The organism is Sphingomonas xanthus (assembly GCF_007998985.1).
GTDB lineage: Bacteria > Pseudomonadota > Alphaproteobacteria > Sphingomonadales > Sphingomonadaceae > Sphingomicrobium > Sphingomicrobium xanthum.
In genome coordinates, this window is sequence record NZ_CP041659.1 from 1,189,059 (window position 1) to 1,211,287 (window position 22,229).

At 63.3% G+C, this 22,229-nt stretch carries 26 protein-coding genes and 1 tRNA gene; 17 read left to right on the forward strand and 10 right to left on the reverse strand.

All coding sequences use genetic code 11. The annotated features are described in order from the left end of the window. Positions 1–40: 40 nt before the first annotated feature. The 6 genes from mnmE to hemE all read right to left on the reverse strand — a co-directional run bounded on the left by mnmE (position 41) and on the right by hemE (position 5,468). Positions 41–1,318: a tRNA uridine-5-carboxymethylaminomethyl(34) synthesis GTPase MnmE gene (gene mnmE / locus FMM02_RS05960; RefSeq protein ID WP_147493999.1), complete on the reverse strand. Its 1,278-nt coding sequence runs from the start codon at positions 1,316–1,318 to the stop codon at positions 41–43. Positions 1,319–1,320: 2 nt separating this feature from the next. Next, positions 1,321–2,049, reverse strand: a complete 729-nt coding sequence (locus FMM02_RS05965) for a YjbE family putative metal transport protein (RefSeq protein ID WP_147494000.1) — start codon at positions 2,047–2,049, stop codon at positions 1,321–1,323. Between the two features lie 75 nt (positions 2,050–2,124). Continuing rightward, positions 2,125–3,381, reverse strand: coding sequence for a transcription termination factor Rho (gene rho / locus FMM02_RS05970; RefSeq protein ID WP_147494001.1), 1,257 nt, complete (start codon positions 3,379–3,381; stop codon positions 2,125–2,127). A gap of 178 nt (positions 3,382–3,559) precedes the next feature. Next, positions 3,560–3,973, reverse strand: a complete 414-nt coding sequence (locus tag FMM02_RS05975) for a hypothetical protein (protein WP_147494002.1) — start codon at positions 3,971–3,973, stop codon at positions 3,560–3,562. Positions 3,974–3,984: 11 nt separating this feature from the next. Beyond that, a complete protein-coding gene (locus FMM02_RS05980) occupies positions 3,985–4,446 on the reverse strand; it encodes a CopD family protein (protein WP_147494003.1) in 462 nt (153 codons plus the stop codon). After that, positions 4,443–5,468: a uroporphyrinogen decarboxylase gene (hemE, locus tag FMM02_RS05985; protein ID WP_281288852.1), complete on the reverse strand. Its 1,026-nt coding sequence runs from the start codon at positions 5,466–5,468 to the stop codon at positions 4,443–4,445. Before hemE ends, FMM02_RS05980 begins: the two co-directional genes overlap by 4 nt. A 352-nt stretch (positions 5,469–5,820) precedes the next feature. Between hemE and FMM02_RS05990 the strand changes: the two genes are divergently transcribed. The 10 genes from FMM02_RS05990 to FMM02_RS06035 all read left to right on the forward strand — a co-directional run bounded on the left by FMM02_RS05990 (position 5,821) and on the right by FMM02_RS06035 (position 11,829). Further along, a complete protein-coding gene (locus FMM02_RS05990; protein ID WP_187107707.1) occupies positions 5,821–6,402 on the forward strand; it encodes a Maf family protein in 582 nt (193 codons plus the stop codon). Continuing rightward, entirely contained in the window at positions 6,399–7,232 is an 834-nt protein-coding gene (locus FMM02_RS05995) for a shikimate dehydrogenase family protein (RefSeq protein ID WP_147494004.1), read from the forward strand. Before FMM02_RS05990 ends, FMM02_RS05995 begins: the two co-directional genes overlap by 4 nt. Beyond that, a complete protein-coding gene (gene coaE, locus FMM02_RS06000; RefSeq protein WP_147494005.1) occupies positions 7,229–7,822 on the forward strand; it encodes a dephospho-CoA kinase in 594 nt (197 codons plus the stop codon). The genes FMM02_RS05995 and coaE overlap by 4 nt, the downstream gene beginning before the upstream one ends. Before the next feature lie 7 nt (positions 7,823–7,829). After that, positions 7,830–8,546, forward strand: coding sequence for a DNA polymerase III subunit epsilon (gene dnaQ, locus FMM02_RS06005; RefSeq protein WP_147494006.1), 717 nt, complete (start codon positions 7,830–7,832; stop codon positions 8,544–8,546). A 45-nt stretch (positions 8,547–8,591) separates the two neighbouring features. Beyond that, positions 8,592–9,161: a ribosome hibernation-promoting factor, HPF/YfiA family gene (gene hpf / locus FMM02_RS06010; RefSeq protein WP_147494007.1), complete on the forward strand. Its 570-nt coding sequence runs from the start codon at positions 8,592–8,594 to the stop codon at positions 9,159–9,161. A 69-nt stretch (positions 9,162–9,230) separates the two neighbouring features. Further along, on the forward strand, positions 9,231–9,695 hold the full coding sequence (locus FMM02_RS06015) for a PTS sugar transporter subunit IIA (protein WP_147494008.1): 465 nt from the start codon (positions 9,231–9,233) through the stop codon (positions 9,693–9,695). Next, the gene (locus FMM02_RS06020) at positions 9,685–10,149 is read left to right on the forward strand and encodes a PaaI family thioesterase (RefSeq protein WP_147494009.1); all 465 of its coding nucleotides are present in this window, start codon (positions 9,685–9,687) and stop codon (positions 10,147–10,149) included. The genes FMM02_RS06015 and FMM02_RS06020 overlap by 11 nt, the downstream gene beginning before the upstream one ends. After that, the gene (locus FMM02_RS06025; RefSeq protein ID WP_147494010.1) at positions 10,149–10,487 is read left to right on the forward strand and encodes a DUF1491 family protein; all 339 of its coding nucleotides are present in this window, start codon (positions 10,149–10,151) and stop codon (positions 10,485–10,487) included. The genes FMM02_RS06020 and FMM02_RS06025 overlap by 1 nt, the downstream gene beginning before the upstream one ends. A 171-nt stretch (positions 10,488–10,658) precedes the next feature. Next, on the forward strand, positions 10,659–11,291 hold the full coding sequence (locus tag FMM02_RS06030) for a cell wall hydrolase (protein ID WP_246104736.1): 633 nt from the start codon (positions 10,659–10,661) through the stop codon (positions 11,289–11,291). A 52-nt stretch (positions 11,292–11,343) separates the two neighbouring features. After that, positions 11,344–11,829 (forward strand): MmcB family DNA repair protein, encoded by a 486-nt coding sequence (locus FMM02_RS06035; protein ID WP_147494011.1) that lies wholly within the window; start codon positions 11,344–11,346, stop codon positions 11,827–11,829. Here the strand turns inward: FMM02_RS06035 and FMM02_RS06040 are convergent. Continuing rightward, positions 11,826–12,386: an ankyrin repeat domain-containing protein gene (locus FMM02_RS06040; RefSeq protein ID WP_187107708.1), complete on the reverse strand. Its 561-nt coding sequence runs from the start codon at positions 12,384–12,386 to the stop codon at positions 11,826–11,828. The genes FMM02_RS06035 and FMM02_RS06040 overlap by 4 nt on opposite strands. A gap of 104 nt (positions 12,387–12,490) precedes the next feature. Here FMM02_RS06040 and FMM02_RS06045 point away from each other — a divergent pair, with 104 nt between their 5' ends. Both FMM02_RS06045 and FMM02_RS06050 read left to right on the forward strand, forming a co-directional pair. Continuing rightward, a complete protein-coding gene (locus FMM02_RS06045) occupies positions 12,491–12,928 on the forward strand; it encodes a YcgN family cysteine cluster protein (RefSeq protein ID WP_147494013.1) in 438 nt (145 codons plus the stop codon). 64 nt (positions 12,929–12,992) lie between these two features. Further along, entirely contained in the window at positions 12,993–13,622 is a 630-nt protein-coding gene (locus FMM02_RS06050; protein ID WP_147494014.1) for a M48 family metallopeptidase, read from the forward strand. Here FMM02_RS06050 and FMM02_RS06055 read toward each other — a convergent pair. Then, entirely contained in the window at positions 13,584–15,695 is a 2,112-nt protein-coding gene (locus FMM02_RS06055) for a transglycosylase domain-containing protein (protein WP_147494015.1), read from the reverse strand. The genes FMM02_RS06050 and FMM02_RS06055 overlap by 39 nt on opposite strands. Positions 15,696–15,832: 137 nt before the next feature. On the opposite strand from FMM02_RS06055, the gene FMM02_RS06060 reads away from it, so the two are divergent. The 4 genes from FMM02_RS06060 (at position 15,833) to FMM02_RS06075 (ending at position 20,779) form a co-directional block, all read left to right on the forward strand. Continuing rightward, on the forward strand, positions 15,833–16,357 hold the full coding sequence (locus tag FMM02_RS06060) for a DUF4402 domain-containing protein (protein ID WP_147494016.1): 525 nt from the start codon (positions 15,833–15,835) through the stop codon (positions 16,355–16,357). A gap of 165 nt (positions 16,358–16,522) precedes the next feature. Further along, positions 16,523–17,038, forward strand: a complete 516-nt coding sequence (locus FMM02_RS06065) for a DUF4402 domain-containing protein (protein ID WP_147494017.1) — start codon at positions 16,523–16,525, stop codon at positions 17,036–17,038. Between the two features lie 151 nt (positions 17,039–17,189). After that, positions 17,190–18,017, forward strand: coding sequence for a fimbrial biogenesis chaperone (locus tag FMM02_RS06070; protein ID WP_147494018.1), 828 nt, complete (start codon positions 17,190–17,192; stop codon positions 18,015–18,017). 26 nt (positions 18,018–18,043) lie between these two features. After that, positions 18,044–20,779, forward strand: coding sequence for an MSCRAMM family protein (locus FMM02_RS06075; RefSeq protein WP_147494019.1), 2,736 nt, complete (start codon positions 18,044–18,046; stop codon positions 20,777–20,779). Between the two features lie 99 nt (positions 20,780–20,878). Here FMM02_RS06075 and FMM02_RS06080 read toward each other — a convergent pair. Further along, positions 20,879–20,965 (reverse strand) — tRNA-Leu (locus FMM02_RS06080). A gap of 153 nt (positions 20,966–21,118) precedes the next feature. On the opposite strand from FMM02_RS06080, the gene FMM02_RS06085 reads away from it, so the two are divergent. Continuing rightward, complete coding sequence (locus FMM02_RS06085; protein WP_147494020.1) at positions 21,119–21,373, forward strand: hypothetical protein; 255 nt, start codon at positions 21,119–21,121, stop codon at positions 21,371–21,373. Position 21,374: 1 nt separating this feature from the next. Here the strand turns inward: FMM02_RS06085 and FMM02_RS06090 are convergent, their stop codons facing one another. Beyond that, the gene (locus FMM02_RS06090) at positions 21,375–22,229 is read right to left on the reverse strand and encodes a zinc-ribbon domain-containing protein (RefSeq protein ID WP_187107709.1); all 855 of its coding nucleotides are present in this window, start codon (positions 22,227–22,229) and stop codon (positions 21,375–21,377) included.

A 22,229-nucleotide genomic window follows, 5' to 3' on the forward strand; every position in this document is an offset into this window, starting at 1 on the left:
AAGGAACCGTTCAACGCAGGGGTGACTGTTTCACGTGGAACTATTTGCCTAGACAAAAGCGGCTGAACAGCCGGTCGAGAAGATCCTCTACCCCCGCCCGTCCCGAAATTCGGTCTATCGCATGCCGGGCGACCCGCAATTCTTCAGCGACGAGTAGGCTATCGTACAGCAACGAAGTGCGCGAGAGCGCCGACTCCGCCTCAGCGAGCAGATCATGCTGGCGGCGGTCCAGCGCCAAGGCGTAACCCCTTGGGAGCAATTGCTTGGCCCGACTAACCAACAATTGCGAGAGCTCCGCCAGACCTTCTCCGCTGGCCGCCGATACCCGCATCCCCGGACCATCGTGGATATCGCACTTCGGGCGCAGCTGGACGACGCGCGGATCGTCAGCGGTCGCCTCCGCATCGCCGAGCCAGAGTATGATGTCCGCCCTTGCTGCCTCTTCCTGGGCACGGCCCACGCCAATCGCCTCGATCATGTCGTCGGTGTTCCGCAAGCCCGCCGTGTCGACGAGAAGGAACGGTATGCCCTCGATCGACAGCGGAACCTCGATACTATCGCGCGTGGTCCCTGGAAGATGGCTGACAATGGCCCGATCAAACTGAGTTAAGCCATTGAGAAGGCTGGATTTACCGGCATTTGGAGGCCCCGATAGCACGACCCGAACCCCATCGCGCAGAGGCTCGACGCGGGGCGCATCCAACAGCTCACCCATCTCCCGCGCCAATGCGATCGCATCGGCCTGCAGCGAGGGATCCCCGGAAGCCCCATCATCCTCGTCGGCATAATCGATTGCCACCTCTGCCCGCGCCGACAAGGCCAGCAGCCGATCGCGCCAGCCATCGAGGCGTTGCCGCAACGCGCCGCCGGCCCGGGCCATCGCCGAGCGGCGCTGGAGCTCGGTTTCGGCCACTAGAAGGTCGGCAAGGCCTTGCGCCTCGGTCAGGTCCATCCGTCCATTGGCTAGCGCGCGCCGGGTAAATTCGCCGGGTTGTGCGAGGCGGATGCCCTCAAGCCCCGTCAGGGCAGTAAGGAGCGCGTCGACCGTCGCTCTGCCACCGTGGCAATGATACTCAACCAGATCCTCTCCAGTCGCGCTTGCCGGGCCAGTAAAGCGGATCAACAGTGCGCGATCGAGGATGTCGCCAGTCGCAGGGTCGGTCAATGACCGCAGCGCTGCTTGCCGGGGCGGGGGCAGGCGACCAGCCAGTTTCTCCGCGGCGGCAAAAGCCCTCGGTCCGCTGCTGCGAACCACGGCAATCGCCGCCGGAGGGAGTCCGCTCGACAGCGCGACGATCGTATCGCCAGCGCTGTCCACGATCAGCCGAACAGGCGACCGAGGCCCACTGCCGGGTCAACCCAGCCTTCGTAGACCATCTTGCCCGCGACATAGAGGATCACGAGCAGACCCAGATAAGCGATCCACCGGTAGCGCTCGATATATTTGGCGATGATGTTGGCTGCGACGCCCATCAAGATCACCGCGAAGATCAAGCCGACAATCAGGATGCCAGGATGGTCGCGCGCGGCACCGGCCACGGCCAGCACATTGTCGAGGCTCATGCTGACATCGGCAACCGCGACGGCCCAGGCGGCCGCCGCGAAGCTCTTGGCGGGCCTCAGGCCGCTATGTTCATCACCGACGATCTCCTCGCTGCCAGCGCTTTCACCGGAATGCCGCAGCTCGCGCCACATCTTCCAGGCGACCCACAGCAACAGCAACCCGCCGACAAGGATTAATCCAATTATCTGAAGGAGTTGTGTGACAACGAGAGCGAAGGCAATGCGTAACACGAGGGCCGCAAGAACGCCGATAATGATCACCTTGCGGCGCTGGTCTGCCGGTAGGCCGGCCGCCAGGGCGCCAACGACGATCGCATTGTCGCCGGCAAGGACGAGGTCGATCATCAATACCTGGAGAAAGGCTGCAAATGCCGCCGGCTCGGTGATGTTCGAAAAATCGGTGACGATCGCGTTCCACATGTCCGCAGGTCCGCCAAACCCGGCCGGTGCGGCGTGCGCGGCGGCAGCGAGCAGAAATTCGATCATGTTCGGCTATTCCCCTGGTTAGGTCAGCTACACAAAGCCGCAGGTTTCCCGAGGTTCCCGGCGGAGCCTGATCGGCTACTGGTTCATCGAGGCGAAGAAATCCTCGTTCGACTTGGCGTCCTTCATCTTGTCGAGAAGGAACTGCATCGCGTCGATCGTGCCCATTTGCATCAGGATCCGGCGCAGCACCCACATCTTACTGAGCGTGGCCTGGTCGACCAGCAGTTCTTCCTTGCGAGTACCGGACTTGCCCACATCCAGCGACGGGAAGATGCGCTTGTCGCTGACCTTGCGGTCGAGCACGATTTCGCTGTTGCCGGTGCCCTTGAACTCTTCGAAAATGACCTCGTCCATCTTCGAACCGGTATCGATCAGCGCGGTTGCAATGATCGACAAGGAACCGCCCTCCTCGATATTGCGCGCGGCACCGAAGAAGCGCTTGGGACGCTGGAGCGCATTGGCATCGACGCCACCGGTCAGCACCTTGCCCGAGGACGGCACCACCGTGTTATAGGCGCGGCCCAGCCGGGTGATGGAATCGAGCAGGATCACAACATCCTTCTTGTGCTCGACCAGCCGCTTGGCCTTTTCGATGACCATCTCGGCAACCTGGACGTGGCGCGACGCGGGCTCGTCGAAGGTCGAGGAAATGACCTCGCCATTCACCGAGCGCTGCATGTCGGTGACTTCTTCCGGTCGCTCATCGATCAGGAGGACGATGAGGAAGACTTCCGGGTTATTGTCGGTAATCGCTCGGGCGATATTCTGCAGCAGCACGGTCTTGCCGGTCCGCGGCGGAGCGACGATCAGCGCGCGCTGTCCCTTGCCCAGCGGCGAAACGATGTCGATGACCCGCGCCGACTTGTCCTTGATCGTCGGGTCGAGCGTGTCGAGCTTCAGCTTTTCGTCGGGATAAAGCGGAGTGAGGTTGTCGAAGTTGACCCGATGCCGGACCGCGTCGGGATCGTCAAAATTGATCTGAGTGACTTTAGTCAGCGCGAAGTAACGCTCCCCATCCTTGGGCGCGCGAATCTCGCCTTCGACGGTATCCCCGGTGCGCAGGCCGAACTTCCGAACGACGTTAGGCGCAACATAGATATCGTCGGGACCGGCCAAGTAATTGGCCTCCGGGCTGCGGAGAAAGCCGAAACCGTCGTTCAGCACCTCGATCGTCCCCATCCCGTTGATCTCGGCGCCCGTTTCCGCGCGAACCTTGAGGATCGAGAACATCAAGTCCTGCTTGCGCATCGTCGATGCGCCTTCGATCCCCATTTCCTCGGCCATGGCGACGAGGTCAGCGGGGGTTTTCTGCTTCAGGTCCTTGAGATGCATGGGGATATTCTTTCGAACGAAACGGTAGCGAATTTCTAACGCGGTCGGCAGGACGCCGACGACAGGGACGACGAGGAGGCACCGGCAAGATTGGAGAGTCGGGCCGATGCAGCCGTCTTGTTCTGCGCTTAAGTCGCGAAGCTGACGGAAGTCAACGGCTGATCCGGCCGTCTTAAGATCAGCCGCTTATTCCGCCGGTCATGCCGTGCAGCGGCCATAGCAGCGCGGCAAGGGCGATACCGGCGGCAATCGCGACGACGCCCATGGTCGGGATGAACCGCTCTGCGCCCGGCACCAGGCGATCGGCAAACTGCCGGTGCGCCGTCGGAAAGATGACGAGGGCGACAGCGGTTGCTGCAAGGAACCACCCGAAAAGCGAAAAGGCCTGGCTCGCGGGGAGTTCGGCCGCAAGTCGAACGAAACTCAACCCCACAACGAAACGGCAAAGTGCCTCAATCCAGTTCGCCTTAGGCGTCTGGGCGAACTGGCGAAGGAACCGGCCGGCCAGTCCAGGACGAACCAGCGCAACGATCCCGAGCGCGGCGAGATAAGCCGCTGCTGCGTCAAGGACCAACAGTGCGGCAATATCCATTGTGGAAGATGTCAAAAGGGCCGGACGATGACCAGCACGACAATGATTGCGGTCAGCATGCCCGGGACCTCGTTCATGATCCGCAGTTTCTTGTCGCTGACGTCCCGGTGTCCGGTCGCAAGCTTGCGTCCATAGGATGATATCCAGCCCTGATAGCCGGTCAGCAGGACGACAAGCAGCAGCTTGGCTGAGAACCAATGTTGTCCGAACGCCCCAAGGTGAACCGCAAGCAGCAGGCCCAGGATCCATACGATCAGCATCGCCGGGGTAAGGATGATCGTTCGGGCCCGGTCTTCGCGCTCGATCCACGCGCGGTCTTCGGCCGATCCCGGCGTCGTTACCTGGTGATGGACATAGTAACGCGGAACGATGAACAGGCCGGCGATCCAGAAGATCACGAACGTGATATGGGCGGCCTTCACCCAGAGATAGGCCGCGCCCAACATTCCGACATAGTCCGACAGGAACGTCATCCCCCGTGGCCTTTCACCAGTGCCACAAGCTGTTCGACATGAGCAATCGGCGTGGTCTGCTGAATCCCGTGGCCGAGATTGAAGATGTGGGCGCGGTCGCCAAAAGCGTCAAGGATCCGCCGCACGGCAGCGGCCAACTGGTCGCCGCCGGCGATCAACGCCATGGGATCGAGATTGCCTTGGACCGGCAGGCGGGCAGGCAATTCTCTGTCCGCCCAGTGGGGATCGACCGTCTCGTCAAGACCGATCGCATCGACGCCTGTCTCGTCCGCATATGCGCGCAGCTTGCCGCCCGCGCCCTTGGGAAATCCGATAATCGGAATATCGGGGTGGCGCCGGCGCAGCTCAGCAACGATCGCCGCCGTCGGCGCGATGACCAGTCGTTCGAATTGTGCAGGCGACAGGCTTCCGGACCAGCTATCGAACAGCTGGACGGCATCGACGCCGGCGTCGATCTGCCCCGACAAATAATCGACCGTGATGCGCGACACGATGTCGACGATCGCGTCCATCTTGGCTGGATCGAGATAGGCGAGCTGGCGCGCCTCGGCCTGCTCCCGGCTGCCCTTGCCGGCGATCATGTAGGTCGCGACTGTCCAGGGAGAGCCGGCAAAGCCAAGGAAGGTAGTTTTGGGATCCAGCTCCGCTTTCACCTTATGGACCGTCTCATAGATCGGCTGGAGCCTTTCCATGGAGGGCTTCAGGTCGCGGATCCGGGCATCGGCAAGCGGCGGCGCCAGTCGCGGGCCCTCGCCGGCGACGAAGGTGAGGTCCATCCCCATCGCGTGGGGAACGATCAGGATGTCGGAAAAAAGGATCGCTCCGTCGAAAGGGAAACGGCGGAGCGGTTGAAGCGTGATCTCCGCCGCGGCGACGGGATCATAGGCCATGTCGAGGAAGCCGCCCTTTTCAGCCCTCAGCGCGCGATATTCAGGCAGATAGCGGCCAGCCTGTCGCATCAACCACATCGGCGGCGGATCGCGACGCTCGCCCTTGAGGACGGCCAGCAGCGGCTTGTCCACTGGCGGTGAGGCCGATCGGCTACTCGTTTCGGTCAAGGGCGGGGTCACCCTTCTCTCCCTTAGTAATATAAAGATAGAAGATAGATGATTTTGTAGGCTCGTTGGCAGCGGGGCTTAAGCCCGCATCCCGACTTTGCCAACAGGCGTCGATTCGCGGCGAATCGTGGAGATTGCGCGAGTCGCGGGGCGTCTTGCCCGGGATTCACAGCTTGTGGATGACCGCAATCCCCTGTGGACAAAGACTGGAATCCAGTCTGGAGCGGATTTGGCCAATCGATGGCATTGGGTCATCCCCGGCTTCGCGCTAGGACGTCAGGGTGATTTTTCCACAGAGTTTTCCCCCGAGGCGCTTATGCTGTTGATATTGGCGAGTAACAGCCAGATTCGGCACGAGATGCTCGCTGCGGCGGGCATTGCGGTGCGGATTGTCGCTCCTGAATTCGACGAGGGCCCGGTTAAAAAAGCCCATGACGGCGAGCCTGAAATGCTGGCGCGCCTTTTGGCTGAAGGCAAGGCGCGGTCTATCACGGTGGCGGAGGACGCGCTGGTCATCGGCAGCGACAGCCTCGTGACCGTCGAGGGACGGCGATATTCGAAGCCGCGGGATCGCGAGGAGGCCGCGGCCCATCTGCGCAGCTTCTCCGGCCGGTCCATGGCGCTCACCAGCGCGGTGGCGCTCGCACGATCGGGCAAAATTGAATGGAGTCATGCCGAAAGCGCGCAGCTTCATGTCCGGCCGCTCAGCGAGAAATTCATCAAAGCCTATCTCGACGCTGAATGGCCCGAAGTCGGCCATTGTGTCGGCGTGTTTCGGATGGAGGGACGCGGCGTCACGCTGTTCGAGCGGATCGAGGGCAATCATTTCACGATCCTCGGCATGCCTCTGCTCCCCTTGCTTAGCGCCTTGCGTGAGAGGGGAGCACTGGCGTCATGACGCCAGAATTGGCGAACCCGAGCGGATATGCCGAGGTTATTGGCGATCCGATCGATCAGAGCCTTTCGCCGATCATTCACGGATTCTGGCTCGACCAGCTGGGCATCGCCGCGCGTTATCAACGGCTCCAGCTCGGCCGGGCTGGCCTGCCGGATTATTTGGCTTCGCGCAGGAGCGATCCGGACTGGCGCGGCGCAAATGTCACCATGCCGCTGAAGCTGGACGCGGTTGCGCTGGCCGATGAGGCTACTGACCGGGCGATCGCGGCCGGAGCGGCCAATGTGCTGATGATACGCGACGAGCGGCTGGTCGCCGCCAATACCGATGTCGGGGCAATTGCGCTTTTGCTCGGCAGGCTTGGCGAAGCCGGCAGTTCACTCGCGTCCATCATTCTGCTTGGAAATGGCGGCGCTGCACGGGCCGCCCTGGTGGCGCTCAAGCTGCTGGGCCTCTCGCAGGTCCGCATACAGGCGCGCGACTTGGCCACGGCGATGAAGCTCAGTGTCGAATTCGGTCTCGATGTTGCCCCGGCACCCCTCACCGCTCCGATTGTGAGCGATGGGCTGATCAATGCCACACCGCTCGGCATGGCCGGACGAGACTGTCTCAATTGCGACCTCAGCCAAATGGGCAAGGGGGGATTTGTTTTCGACATGGTCACGTCCGCGACCGATACGCCATTGATCGCCGCGGCGCGCGAACGGGGTCTCGCGGTCGTGACCGGAATCGATATGCTGGTCGAGCAGGCAGCAAGCAGCTTCAAGCTGTTTTTCGGTATCGATGCTCCGCGTGACCGCGATCCCGAACTCTGGCAGAAGCTGCGGTCATGATCACGCTGGCGCTCACCGGTTCGATCGGCATGGGCAAGTCGACCGTCGCGGCAATGTTCGCAGAAGCGGGGGTTCCCGTCTTCGATGCCGATGCGACAGTTCGGCTGTTGCAGGGGCGGGGCGGCAAGCTGGTCCCGGCCATCGAGGTTCGGTTTCCGGGCACGACCCGCGACGGGGTGGTCGACCGCGAGGCGCTGTCCGCCGCGGTTTTGGGAGACCGCGACGAACTCGCGGCTCTCGAGGCCATAGTCCATCCGGCCGTGCATCATGAACGAACCCGTTTCATCGTTGAAAACAGCAAGGCGCCGGCACTGCTCTTCGATATCCCCCTGCTGTTCGAGACCGGGGGCGACGCGACCTTCGACAAGGTGATCGTGGTTTCGGCCGGACCGGAGCTGCAACGCGAGCGGGTGTTGGCGCGTCAGGGTATGAGCGAGACCAAACTGGCCCAGATCCTCGCCCGTCAAATGCCCGACGAGGAGAAGCGCCGGCGGGCCGATTTTGTGGTCGACACGTCAGGCCCCCTCGCCACCACCCGTGCCCAGGTCCGCGCAATCCTAACTTGTCTCGGACTGGCTACGGGTGTTTAAGGCGGGAATGCGGGAAATCGTCTTCGACACCGAAACCACGGGCCTCTCACCCGCGGCCGGGGACCGAATCGTCGAAATCGGGTGCATCGAAATGATTGGCCGGGTCGAAACCGGACGCAGCTTTCACTGCTATTTCAATCCGGGGAGGCCAATGCCCCGCGAAGCCGAAGCAGTTCACGGGCTGAGCGACGTCTTCCTGTCCGACAAGCCGCGATTTGCCGATAAAGCCGGGGAATTGATCAGCTTTATCGGCGACTCCCCGCTGGTCGCGCACAACGCCAGCTTCGATTTTGGATTCCTGAATCACGAACTTGGGCAATGCGGTCTGCCGGCAATCTGCCTCAGCCGCATGATTGATACGCTGGTGCTGGCGCGCAGTCGTCACCCCGGTGCCAAGCACAGCCTAGATGCCCTCTGTAGCCGATACGGTGTCGACCGGTCGCAGCGCATAAAACATGGCGCGCTGCTTGATGCCCAGCTCCTGGCACAAGTTTATATCGAATTGACCGGTGGTCGCCAGATCGGGCTTGGCCTGGTCGCAGACACCCCTGCAGTCTCGGCGGACGTCACGATCATCCGCGCCGAGCCCCGCCCGGTCCGGCCCGCCCGGCCCCATCAACCCAGTAACGAGGAGGTCGCGCGACATCGCGCATTCGTCGCGAAGATCGCCAATCCCTTGTGGGACCGATTCCTCGATCCCACCTCGGAACGCAGTGCCGCCTGACGCATTGGGCGTCGGCGCGTCGCGAACAGAGCAAGGAGAGCCGAAATGGAAATTAGGGTTGCAGGTCACCAGGTCGAAACCTCGGAATCGCTGCGAACCCATGTGTCCGACCGGCTTTCGGCGATCACCGATCGCTATTTTTCCCGGGCGGTCGGCGCCAATGTCACTTTCGGTCGCGGACCTTATGACGATTTTACCTGCGACATCGTTGCCCCGGTCAACCAAGGGATGGTCCTGAAATCCTCGAACCGGGCCAATGATGCGCATGTCGCGTTCGATGGCGCGGCCGACAAGATCGAACGGCAGTTGAAGCGCTACATGGGCCGGCTGCGCGAGCGACGCGGCGATGTCGGTGAAGTGCCGATGGCTGACAATGCTGCCTATACCGTCTTTGCGGCACCGGAAGATCAGGAACAGGCGGCGCCCGATGCGCCGGCGATCGTCGCGGAAACCCGGGTCGACATCCCCGAAGCCAGCGTTTCCGATGCGGTGATGATGCTGGATTTGCGCAACACCACTGCGTTGATGTTCCGCAACGCCAACAGCGGCGAATTTAATATGGTCTATCGCCGGGAAGACGGAACCATCGGCTGGGTGGAGCCCTCCGCGAAGTGACATGATCGTAACGGCGGGTTAACAGCCCGCCATGGTCCTGCGCGTCCTTGCTTGTCCTGGAAGAATGTAATGCAGATTTCCGAATTCCTCGATTTTGAAGCGATCCGTGTCGATCTCGCCGCGGGCAACAAGCGCCAGTTGCTGAATCAACTGTCGCAGATTGCCGCCGGACGGCTGTCGCTGGACCCGCAGACCGTTGCCGATGCGATCGCCGAGCGGGAACGGCTGGGCTCGACCGGCTTTGGCGGCGGAGTTGCGATCCCCCATGGCAAGCTGCCAGGTCTGGAGGGGGTTTATGCACTCGCCGGACGCCTAGCGGCGCCGGTCGATTACAAGGCCGTCGACGGTGCACCGGTCGACCTGGTGTTTCTTTTACTTTCACCGCCCGATGCCGGGGCGGAACATCTGAAGGCGCTGGCCGCGGTCAGCCGCCTTGTGCGCCACGCCGGGACCGTCGAGAAATTGCGCGGCGCTCGCAGCCGGGACGCGCTCGCCGCCGTCCTGATGGGCGCCGAGGAACGCGATGCCGCCTGAAAACCGGCCGACCGGAGAAACGGCGCATCTAAGGGCGCTCGAGGCGCTCTATGCGTCGGCTCCGGTCAACCAGCTGTTCGAATCCCGGCTTTCCCTTGCCGAGGGAGGAAGCAGCGAGATTCGCTTCTCGGTCCTGCCCAATACTTTTCACGCCGCCGGTGCGGCGCATGGCACGGTCTATTTCAAAATGCTCGACGACGCCGCATTTTACGCCGCGAACAGTCTGGTCAGCGACCGCTTCTTGCTGACCACCGCGTTCAACCTCCACTTCACCAAGCCGCTGCGGGAAGGTCCCGCGCGTGCCGAGGGTCGCTGGGTTTCCGGCAAACGCCGGGTGTTTGTCGCGGAGGCGCGGATTCTGGACTCCAGCGGTGAGGAATGCGCGCGCGGCACGGGAACCTTCCTCCGGTCGCATATCGCCCTGTCGGGCCTCGACGGATACCGGCCCGGCTGATGGACGCAAGGCTGCCCGCCGCGGTCGAGGCGACGGGACTGCTACGGCGCGTCGAAGCCGAAGGCGGTTTCGCCGCGATTGTCCGCAAAGGCGATGCGGACCGTGGAGTATTGCTGCTGTTGATCGCCCACCGGGGAAATCATTTCGCCTGCCTCGAACGCGCCTTGAGTGTCGACGGCGAATATCGCTGGTGCGAGGTCGGACCGGACGCAAGTGCGGCCGGACAGGTCGCCGAATGGATCGCCAGGCGCGTTAAATTCGACGAAGATATCTGGTTAATTGAACTCGACGTCGCAGCGCCGGAACGATTCGTCGCTGAAATGACTTCCAGAGCTTGACCTCAAGGAACCATTCCGAAACTTGGCCCGACCAACCACGCGGGGGGCATCCGCAATTCGGCGATGACGCCGGGCAAGATGCCACGCAGTCGGGGAATCACCCTCGGCGAGCGCTGCCGATTTGCAGCATGTTCGCCAACGGGCCGGTTCACCGCAAAGTCTACGGTTTGCATGTTCGTGAAGCTTCGTTCCGCCCTGATGGTGATTGCCGCGCTGACCGCTTCGTCGGTTGCCCCGGCCCAGGTCAAGGAAGCGGGAGAACCTTTGGTCTCCCTTGGGACAGAAGGCATCGTCACCGACGCGGCAGCCCCCGTCGCGGCGGTCGATAACAGTGCAGGCCCGCTTGTTCAGGCCGTTGAGGCCGACGCCGCGACCGATGAGCTCGAGGCCGAAGCCACATTGTCGGAAACCGTTGCGAAGCTGCGCAGCTCGGACCCGGGCAGTCGCGAAATGGAATGCCTCGCCGTCGGTATTTATTATGAGGCGAAAAGCGAATCGCTTGCCGGCCAATTGGCGGTTGGTCATGTCATCGCCAATCGTGCGGAATCGGGCCGCTTCCCCAAGACTTATTGCGGCGTGCTATTTCAGCGCAGCCAGTTCAGCTTCATTCGTGGCCGCAGCCTCCCTAAGGTTCCCCGGGCCAGCCGTGACTGGCAGGAAGCGGTCGCCATTGCCAAGATCGTCGACGCCGAGCTTCATGGCTCACCGATGGGCAAGGCACTGTTCTTTCACGCCCGCCGGGTCTCGCCGGGCTGGCGCCTGACGCGCGTCGGAACGCTCGGCAACCACGTTTTCTACCGCTGATCAAAGGGCCGGCGCTTCCTGCCGGTCCCTTTTTGTTCTAGGGGGGGCGGGCATGGCCTCCAACCCGATTCCCGACTGTTTCCTAGAAGGGCCGCCGATTGCGGCCGAGGTGGCGCGTGGGGTAACCAGGCTGCTCTGTCGCCACGAACTGTTCGCGATGTGCGAAGTGCCCTTGCCCAACGGGCGTCGCGCCGACCTGATGGCTATCGGTCCCAAGGGCGAGCTGACCATCGTCGAGATCAAGGTCAGCAAGGCGGACCTGCTCGGCGACCAGAAATGGACCGATTATCTCGAATATTGCGACCGCTTCTTCTGGGCCGTGCCCCAGAGCCTTGCGGCATTGCTTGACGACGCCCGTTTCCTTCCGGGGGAAGCCGGGCTGCTGGTCGCCGACCGCTATGACGCCGCAGTGATCCGGGAAGCCTCGTCGCGCCCTCTCGCCCCTGCCCGGCGCAAGGCCGAAACGCTGCGTTTCGCGCGGCGGGCAGCACGAAGGCTGTCGGCACAGATCGATCCGTCGCTAGGCGATCATTTCTAGTTGAGGCTGGGCCCGCTAACCTTGGTCGCGGTCGGCTTGACCGTCTCGATCAGCTTGATCAGATCACGGTTACGCTCGTCACGCTTGGCATAGTCCCGCGCGCTATATCCGGCGGCATGATCGGACTTGTCGGGGTTGGCGCCCGCCCTCAGCAACATCTCGACCATGCGCGTCTGGCGCTGGGTCACCGCAATGATCAGCGGCGTTTCGCCGGTGCGGTTGGTCGCATCGACCTTGGCACCCTTGCGAAGAAGATATTCGGCCGCCTCGGTGAAGCCGATCTGGGAGGCCAGGTGTAAAGGGGTATTTCCCTGCTCGTCGCCGATGTTCGGATCCGCTGCCTTGCTGAGGAGGAATCCGACCCAGTCGAGCTGGCGCTTCTTCGTGGCGATATGGAGTGCGGTGTCGCCGCTATAACCTCGGTAATTGACAATCCGACCGGCACTTTTTTCGATCAGGGGCACCGCGGTATTGCCATCGTCTTGGTTGACGGCCTTCAGAAATTCCTCGCCTTCGGACTTATTGAGACTTTGCGCCAAGGCCGCAGGGGTCGCCATTGCCACCGCCATCGCCAATCCCGCTGTCACCCACCCGCGCATTCGTCCATCCCCTGTAAATTGCCTTGATCTGGCCTACATGCCCGACCAAGTCTGATTGAGCCATGAATAGCGCAAAACCCTTTTGGGAAAAGCCCTTGGCCTCGCTTGACCGCGGGGAGTGGGAGGCATTGTGCGACGGTTGCGGGCGGTGCTGCCTCCACAAGCTGGAGGACGACGAGACCGGAGAGCTCTACCCGACGAATGTCGCCTGCAAGCTGCTCGATCGCAGGTCAGGCAGCTGTTCCGACTACGGAAACCGCAAAAAGCTGGTGGCTGACTGCGTCAAGCTCGATCCGGCCAAGCTCGATGAGCTGGAGTGGCTCCCGGTGACCTGCGCATATCGGTTGCGCTGGGAAGGCCAGCCGCTCCCCGAATGGCATTACCTGATTACCGGAAGCCGCGAGACAGTCCACGAAGCTGGACAGTCGACTCGAGGCTGGACGATCAGCGAGCTCGAGGCCGGCGATTTGGAATGGCATCTTGTCGACAAGCCTCTCTGAACCGCTGAGCGTGGAAGGCCTGCAATGGCCCGTGGAAATCCGCCTGCATCCCAAGGCCCGATCCATGCGATTGCGTCTTGACGAGGCACGCGGGCTGTTGAGCCTGACGGTCCCGCGGGGCATCCGTCGGCAGGCTGCGCTCGACTGGGCGGCGCGTCAGTCCGAATGGGTCGAGCGCCAGCTGGAGCGGGTCGAGCCCGCCGAACCCTTTGCTCCCGGATGCTCCATCCCCTTTTCCGGCGGACTATTGACGCTCGATTGGAACGAGGAGGGGCCGCGTCGCGCCATATTGATTGGCGAGCGTCTGCAGGTTGGGGGACCGCGCACCGGTTTCGCCCGGCGCGTTGAACAATACCTTCGCGACGAAGCGCGCCGACGGCTCTCCGCCGAGACGCAGCGGATCGCGGAGACTGCTGGAGTCAGCGTTCGGTCGGTGTCGATCGGCGACGCCGCCAGCCGCTGGGGCAGCTGCTCCTCGAGCGGGGCGATCCGTTACAATTGGCGCCTGGTGCTGGCTCCGCCGCATCTGCTCCGCTGGGTCGTCGCGCATGAGGTCGCGCACCGGCTGCACATGGACCATGGGCCCGCTTTTCACGCGCTGGAGGCGCAGTTATACAAGGGCGATGTCGCCGACGCGCGTCAGGAATTGCGGCGGCTAGGGCCGCGGTTGAAGCGGGTCGGCCGGCTGCTCTGAGGGCTGGCGCGGCGGCGGTACGCGCTGGGCCGGCCCGGGCGCGGGCGGCCGCTGGGTGGGTGCTGGTGGCGGCGGACGGTTTTCCGGATTGCGGCGTAGAACCTCGTCCAGCCATTGCTGGTCGACCGGCGCCGGGTCGCGTTGGGGTCCAAGCGGGTCGGCCGGGCCAATTGGGCCTGTCCCAACAGGGTTGCCATTCTCATCGACCATTGGCGGCAATTCCTCGAGCGCGTAACCCCAGCTTTCCTCGTCGCGCTCAAGTTGCCAGTCCGGCAATGGCGCGCGGGTTTCAAATTGCTCGACCGGCCGTTTGGCTACCGCAATCTTCATGAAATCGGCAAAGGCCCGAGCCGGGGCGGTGCCGCCCTGTAACCCGCTGACCGCCCGTGCATCGTCACGGCCCATCCACACACCGGTGGTGAGGCCGCTGGAAAAGCCGATGAACCAGCCGTCCTTGTTCGAAGACGTCGTCCCGGTCTTGCCGGCAACGGGGCGACCGATCGCGGCGGCCCTGCCAGTACCCGACAGCACTGCCGACTGAAGCATGTCGGTCATGCCGGCCGCGACCCATGGCGCGACCAGCACGCGCTGCTCGTCGGGCTGATGCTGGTAGAGCAGCCGCCCATTGGAAGTGACGACCCGGCGGATCGCGTAAGGGGTAATACTGACCCCCCGATTCTGTATCGAGGCAAAGGCCCGGGTCATGTCGATTAGCCGCACTTCGCTGGTGCCAAGGACCATCGAGGGATAGGTCGAGATCTTTCCGGAAATGCCGAACCGCCGCCCCATGTCGGCAATGGTGCCGAAGCCCAGCGCATCGCCAATCTTGGCGCTGATCGTGTTGATCGACCGGGAAAAGGCTTCGCGCAGGCTGATCGGTCCCAGGTTGGTCCGGGTCGAGTTGCGAGGTGTCCAGCCGCCGATGGTCACCGGCTCGTCGACCACCGTGTCGCTCGGCTTCATTCCAGATTCCAGCGCGGCGAGATAGACGAAGATCTTCCAAGCGGAGCCAGGCTGGCGTTCGGCTTGGGTCGCACGATTATAGATCGAATCGACATAATCGCGCCCGCCGATCATCGCCCGGACAGCGCCGTCGCGGTCCATCGCCACGAGCGCGCCCTGCGTGCCGGCCGGGACATGGGCGTTGACCGCGCGATTGGCCGCGGCCTGCATGCCCGGGTCGAGCGTGGTGAAAACGTCGATCGGATCGCTGGTCTCGTCAATCAGCATGTCGAGCTGCGGCAGGGCCCAGTCCGTGAAATAGCGCACGCTATTCTGTTTCGGTCCCGGCTGGACCTTGATGACCGCGGGATCGACCGCGCCAGCCTGGGATGCCGGAAGGAAGCCATTGTCGACCAGGGAATTGAGCACCACGCCGGCGCGGCCGCGCGCGGCCTCGACATCAGCGGTCGGGGAGTAATTGGAAGGCGCTTTGACGAGGCCGGCGATGATCGCGGCCTCGCCAAGGCTCAGTCGTTCGGCGCCGTGGCCGAAAAAGGTCCGGCTGGCCGCGTCGATCCCATAAGCCCCGCCGCCGAAATATACGCGATTGAGATAGAGTTCGAGAATCTGGTCCTTGCTGAACTTGCGCTCGATCGCCAGCGCCAGGACAGCCTCCTTGATCTTGCGGCCAAAGGTGCGGCTGTTGGTAAGGAAGATGTTGCGGGCGAGCTGCTGGGTGATGGTCGAGCCGCCTTGCCGCCAGCTGCCGCTTTCCAGTCGCACCTTGACCGACCTGGCCATGCCGATCGGATCGACGCCGAAGTGGCTCCGAAAACGCCGGTCCTCGACCGCGATCATTGCCGCGCGCATCGTCGGGGGAATTTCATCATAGGAAAGCCAGCGGCCGAAACTGGGGCCGAGCGATACCAGCAGCGTTCCATCGGCGGCACGAACGCGGACCATCTGGCCAAGGTCCGATCGCTTCGACAATTGCTGATAATCGGGCAACGAGGCCATCGCCACGGCGACCGCAATGACCAGGCCGACCAGACCGATGAACGCCAGGCCAAGCCCCCACTTCATGGCGAGGATCAGCTGTTGCTTGAAATTGGACGGTTGGGATCGGGCCATGGACGCATCTTCCCTATTGGCAAGCGACGGGTCCGACAAGGAGCAGCGCGGCCGAGGTCGGCGAACCGAAGTCTCGGCCCTTCACGGTGAAGCGCTCATTAACCTTGTTTCAATCCCCTCGGCATAGCGTCGCCGACATGGGCCAAACCGCCGCCCTTCTTTACCTGCTCAGCCTGCTGGGCCCGACCGTTCCTGCACCGGCGCAGGATGCGGGTGCGCCGTGTCGCCTATGCGCAACGGGCGACAAGAATAGCCCCGACGCCCGTGCGGCACCGGTCCACCTCGACGTTCAGGCCCGACTCGACTTTGATCGACTGATCGTCTCAGGCAATGGCGAAGGAAGCGCGCACCTCGGGCCCAGCGGGGAGCGGAGTGTCAGTGGTTCAGTCGAAGCGATAGGAGCCCGGGCGATGGTTGGCGAGGTCGCGATCCGCGGTGAGCCCGGCCGGTTGATCCGCATTTCCCTGCCCAGTGCGATCGAGCTTCACGGTTTTACTGGTGGCCGAATCCGGCTTGAATCGATTCGCTCGGACCTGCCAGCGACCCCCCGGCTCGATTCTGCCGGCCGTTTGACGTTTCGATTCGGTGGCGTGATTCGCGTCACGGGTGACACTGACGGCCAGTTCCGCGGCGATATTCCTATCGACGTGGATTATTTTTGATTCCTCTGCACCGTCGATACATCCGTAATGGCGCAATAATTAACGCGCTGGAAACCATAGTGCGGAGCAAAGCGGAAAGCCGTCACGGTTAATTGCATCCTCACCAAGTAGCGGCGACCCCAATAGGCCCGCCGTCACGCCTGGAACTAAAGTGGGGATTTGAACATGACGAACTTTGCTCGATTCGCGGTGGTCGCCGCCGCAACTGCCCTCTTCGCCACTCCGGCTGCTGCTGCTCCCGTGGGGGCCAGCCCGAAGGCCAAGGCCTCGGCCCGGATTGTCCGGCCGCTAACCTTGACCGCTACCCGCGACCTCGATTTCGGAACGATCGTCGTCGGTTCAATTCCTGGCGCCCAGACCGTTTCGGTCAGCCAGGCCGGCGTCCTGACCTGTGGCACCAGCGGCCTGACTTGCTCGGGCACGGTATCGTCGGCGCAGTATAATGTGACCGGAACCAACAACATGCAGGTCAACATCACCGCGACCGCCTCGAACCTTACCAACACGACCTCGGGCGGCAGCGAAACGCTGGCGTTCAGCCCGAATGCCCCGGCTAGCGTCACGCTGACTAACTCGGGCGCTCCGGGCAACAATTTCACCGTCGGTGGATCGATCGTCATCGGCACCGCCACGGTGGACGGCCTTTATTCCGGGGACATCGAAGTCACCGTCGATTATTGAGCTGTGGACGATGCCTCCCGGATCTTACCCGGGTTGCATGGGAAGGCCGCCGAGCGATCGGCGGCCTTTTCCTGTCAGCCGTCGCAACGCATGGTTAGCCGAATAATAACCATTTCGGACGCATCATCCTCCGAACACATTGGAGGGTTTCATGCTTCGTTTGCTTTCCGGCCGCTTGGCCACACTTTGTCTGCTCGCCCCAACGCTGTTGGTCGCCGCGCCCGCGGCGCAGGCTGGCGTCGGCGACCTGCTGGTTGCCCCGACCCGGATCGTCCTTGACGGCCGCCGCGGGACTGAAGTGATCCTCAACAATATTGGCGACGACGTTGCCACCTACCGAGTGTCGGTCGAGCTTCGCCGAATGAACGCGGAAGGCCGACTGGTCGATGTCACCGATGCGACCGAAGCGGAAAAGATTGCGCAGGAGATGATCCTCTATGCGCCCAAGCGGATCACACTGCCGCCCAATCAGCCTCAAGCGATTCGCCTGTCGGCCCGCGCTCCCCAAGGCCTCGCGGACGGCGAATATCGCGCCCATTTGCTGTTCCGCGCCGTTCCCCCGCCGCGCCCGGCCGCCGATCCCGCAGCCAAGGTCGAAGGCGTCGCCTTCCAGCTGACTCCCATTTACGGCGTTACCATCCCGGTCATCGTCCGGCTGGGCAGGCTTGAGGCGGTGGCCGGCATCAGCAACGTCCGCAAGGTCGAGGACCAGGGCAAGCCCGCGGTCGCGCTCGACCTTAGCAGGACGGGCCAGCGCTCCACTTTCGGGGAAATTCGCGTCATGAAAGCCGGCGTCACCGACCCGATTGCGGTCGTGCGGGGCATCGCCGTTTATACTGAAGTCGGTCAGCGCTCGGTCACGGTGCCGATCGACCCGGCCCATGCGGCCGCAGCCATCGGGCAGGTTACCGTTCAATATGTCGAACCGACAGACAGCGGGCCGGTGACGATCGCCGAGACCACCGCAGTGCTGCGCTAACGGCGGTAAGGGCGGGAGAAGGAATCTTGGCGGCGCCAAACCGCTGGTTTCGCGGTGCTTTTGCGTCGTGGGCGCTGGCTGTTGCCGGCGCCGTCGCCGCATGGGCTGCCACTCCCGTCGACACGCGCTGGACCGCGCATGCCGACGAACAATTTCTTCTCGACGTCAACATTCGCCAGCTCCGCTTGGGCGACGGCGTGCGGGCCTACCAGACGCCCGAGGGCACCTGCGTGGTGTTCGGCGATTTCCTGACCACGCTCGACGTGCCGATGAAAATCGATCTTGGCGCGAAGTCTGCATCGGGCTGGGCGTTTCGCGAGGAGAATCGCATTGCGATCGACCTCGTCGCTGGCAAGGTCCGATACGGCGACAAGCAAGAGGGAATCGAAGCCGGTCAAATCCGCGAAACGCCCGAGGGCTGGTGTATCAATACCGAAGCGCTTGGCCGCTGGTTCGGACTTGGCGTCAAGCCGGTCACCGCGGGCTCGCTGCTCCTGCTTGAATCCGAAGCGAAACTTCCGGTCGAACTCGCTCGCGAGCGCGAACAGCGCGCAGCGCGGATCCGGCCCGCGGCGATGCCGCTCGAGAATCTGCCTAAGGTCAAGCTGCCCTACCGGATGTGGCGTGCACCGGCGCTGGACTTCATCGTCAGCGCCGGGGTCACCTACCAAGCCACGACCGGGCTGAAAGTCGACCGCCGGGCATCGGTGATCGCCGCTGGCGAGCTGGCGCGGCTTTCCTACGATGCCACGCTGGCGACCGATGCTCAGGGAAAACCCCAGTCGCTGCGCTTTCGCGCGTTTCGTTCAGAGCCCGACGGTGGTCTGCTAGGCCCGCTCAACGCCACCCACTTCGCGGTCGGCGACGTACAGGGACTGGCGAGCCGCCTAATTGGCAGCGGCAGCGGTCGGGGCGCGGAAGTTACCAATCGCCCGCTGTTCAACCCTGCGACCTTCGACCGTACCCGGTTCGAAGGAGACTTGCCGCCGGGATGGGATGCCGAGCTGTATCGCAATTCAGAATTACTCGCATTTAACCGCTCAGACGGGAGCGGGCGTTATAAGTTCGAGGACATCCCACTGATCTACGGCGACAACCGCTTCGAAATCATCCTCCACGGGCCCCAAGGGCAGCAGCGCAGTCGATTCGAGAGCGTCAATGTCGGCCAGAACCAGGTTCCCGCGGGTCAGACCTGGTATTGGGCGGGGATCAGCCAGCCTGGAAAAACCCTGCTGGGAGAGGTCATGGGTGATCACCATGATCCCCCGGGCGATCGCATCGCCGGCGATTTCCGGCAGCCCGACCTGCAGGCGGCTGTCCAGGTCGAACATGGTCTCAGCAAGCGGACCTCGGTCGGCATGATGGCGACGATGCTGTTGGCGGGTGAAGGAAAGCTGACCTTTGTCGAGGGATCGGTCCGCCACTCCATCGGCCCGGCCCTTGTCGAGGCGGGGGTTGCCCGCGACACGCGCGGCGGCATGGCCGGTCGAGTCCAAGCCATCGCCCGTCTAGGAAGTACTAATATCAGCGCCGACGCGATGATTGCGCGCGATTTCGTGGTCAACGGCAAGCGCGAGGACCAGTTTCGGGACCTGCGTATGTCGGTGGATTCGCCAATCAAGCTGGGCCGTCGGCACATCGGCGCCCATGCCGACATCCGGCTGACCGAGCGCGGTAACGCCGACCGCACGCTGGCTGCGGCAGGACGGCTTTCGTCCAACTTTAATGGGTTTAACCTTTCGACGATCGTCAATTGGCAGCGCCAGCTGGGCGACGGGCCACCCAAGGCCCCCGATCGGCTCGACGTCGGCGCGATCGGCACCGCGCGGATCGGCGACGTCCGGCTTCGCGGCGAGACAATGTGGGAGCTGAGCCCGACGAGCCGATTCCGAAGCGCCGAACTGTCAGCCTATTGGTCTGCCTCGGACAAGGCTGACTGGGAGGGTGCAGTCGGTTATGACGCGATCGCCGGGCGCGGACGGGCCCGTGTATCGCATATCCGCCGGTTCACCAGCCTTGCCGCGGCCGCCTCGCTCGAGGCTGGTACCGACGGCAGCTTTGCCGCCGGGATCAACCTCAATTTCTCGCTCGATGGCGCGTCCGGCAGAGTACGAATGACGAACCAGCGGCTCGCCAGTTCGGGAGCGGTCGAAGCGCGCGTGTATCGCGATCTGAACGACAACGGCCGGCGTGACCTGGAGGAGCCATGGGAGGAAGGCGCTCTGATTACCACCGGGCAACGCGTATCTGAAGAGGTCACTGACAAGGAGGGCCGCGTGCGTGTCGCCGGGCTCCAACCCTATCAGCCGATCGCGGTGGGTATCGACACCACCAGTTTGGCCAATCCCGCGTTCACGCCGAAGAAAGCGCTCCAGTTGGTGGTGCCCCGGCCGGGAATCGCGGCCAGGCTAGAAATCGGCTTGGTCGGGGCCGGCGATATCGAGGGGCTGCTCGTCCAGCATGACGGCCGCGGCTTCGAGGGGCTGGACATCGAACTGGTCGACGCCAGCGGTGCCGCCGTCGCAACTCAACGGACTGATTATGACGGCTTCTTCTTGTTCGAGCGCGTGGCCTATGGCAGCTACACGCTGCGTCTGACGCCGGATTCGGCGCGGGTCACCAGCATGCCCACCAGTCTCGGCCAGGTCGCGGAGATTGGTCCGCTAAGGAGTGTCGTCCGCCTCGGGGCAATCCGCCTCGTCCAGTCCAGCAGCATCGCCATGGCAGGACCCGAGTCGCCCGGCCCGGCATCTCGCCGTTAACCATAAGTCGTCTGGCACGACTTTCTGGGTCTGGGGACATGCAAAATCGCTGGGCTATCCCTCTGGGAAGCCCGGAAAGACTGGCTTTCGCGATTTTGCTGGTGCGGTCGAGAAGACTCGAACTTCCACGGGCTTTCGCCCACAACGACCTCAACGTTGCGCGTCTACCAGTTCCGCCACGACCGCACTCATAAAAACAGCGCCGACAAACGGCGCCGCTCGGTAGGGCGCGGCCTCTAGCAAAGCCTTTGTGCGCTGGCAACGGCGAACAATTGGTCCATTTCGGAACAATGCCTAACAAGGCGCTAACCATCGCGCGAGCAAACGATTATCCAAGCCATGATGATCGGTGCGCTTTTCATCCTCGCGGTGGCCGCCACCGCTCCGCCGGCCTCGCCGGGGGAAAATTCCGCGCCCGCGTTCCGGGCAGTCAGCGGCGCAACCGCGCGCGCGACGGTCAGCATTCGCGTGGTGAACGGGGCCAGCTTCGGACCCAATCATTCAGGACCGGTGAGCGGCGCTCACCGCAGGTCGACCGAGATCGCCGATGCCGACGGCCTCGCGAGGTCTGCAGAATTGCTGGAATTTCAGTAACTTAGCTTCCCAGGCTGATGGTCAGTTCGTCTCCACCCTTGGGCACGTCAACCTCGGCGCTATTGAAGCTCGCACTTGCCCTCGGCGCCAACACGCGTGAGGGAGGTGCAATCGTCCAGCGGTGAACGATCGCCTTGGTCCGAGCGTCGCGCAGTTCGGCCATGATCGGCGGCACGTCCTGCGGGCTATCGGTCGGATTGATGACCCGGCCGCTGATGGCGATCAGTTCATTGCCGCTTTCCAGCATCTGCCGGTCGCGGGTGGTGATCATCAACTGCAGCGGCGTCGCCGAAGCTTTGGCGATCCCCGCGCGCGCTTTCCACTCGGGCGAGGCGAACAGCCAAAAGGCAGCCGCAGCCGCCGCAATCAGGATGAGGAGGCCGAGGAGCAGCGGCCAGCGGCGCCTTCCCGGCTCGGACTCGTCGCGAATCGGCGCGTAGATCTGAAAGTCGTCCTCGGACGCGCCGGGCTGCGGAGCTTCAGCCGGGGATCCGCCGTCAGCATAGTCGCCCATGGCGGAAGACTGCACATCCGCTGGACCCCACTCCGGGTCGGCCGCCTCGGGGGTTTCGCTCTCGGCTAACCCCTCCTCCGGCCCAGCGATCTCGGCCACGACATCGCCCGACGGGGCAACGACCGGCACATAATCCTGGTCCGTGTCGGCAAGCGGCTCAGAGGGGATCGGCGCGGCCGCCTGCGACGGCCGGACGGCTTGGCTTTCCTCGTCGGCAGCGGGTTCAGGATCGACGTGCCAGCTGTGTTTGCAGGACGCACAACGGACCTGCCGCCCGCCGGGCGGAACGGCGTCATCTTTGACCACATATTTGGTGGCGCAGGCGGGACAGGTCAGGATCAT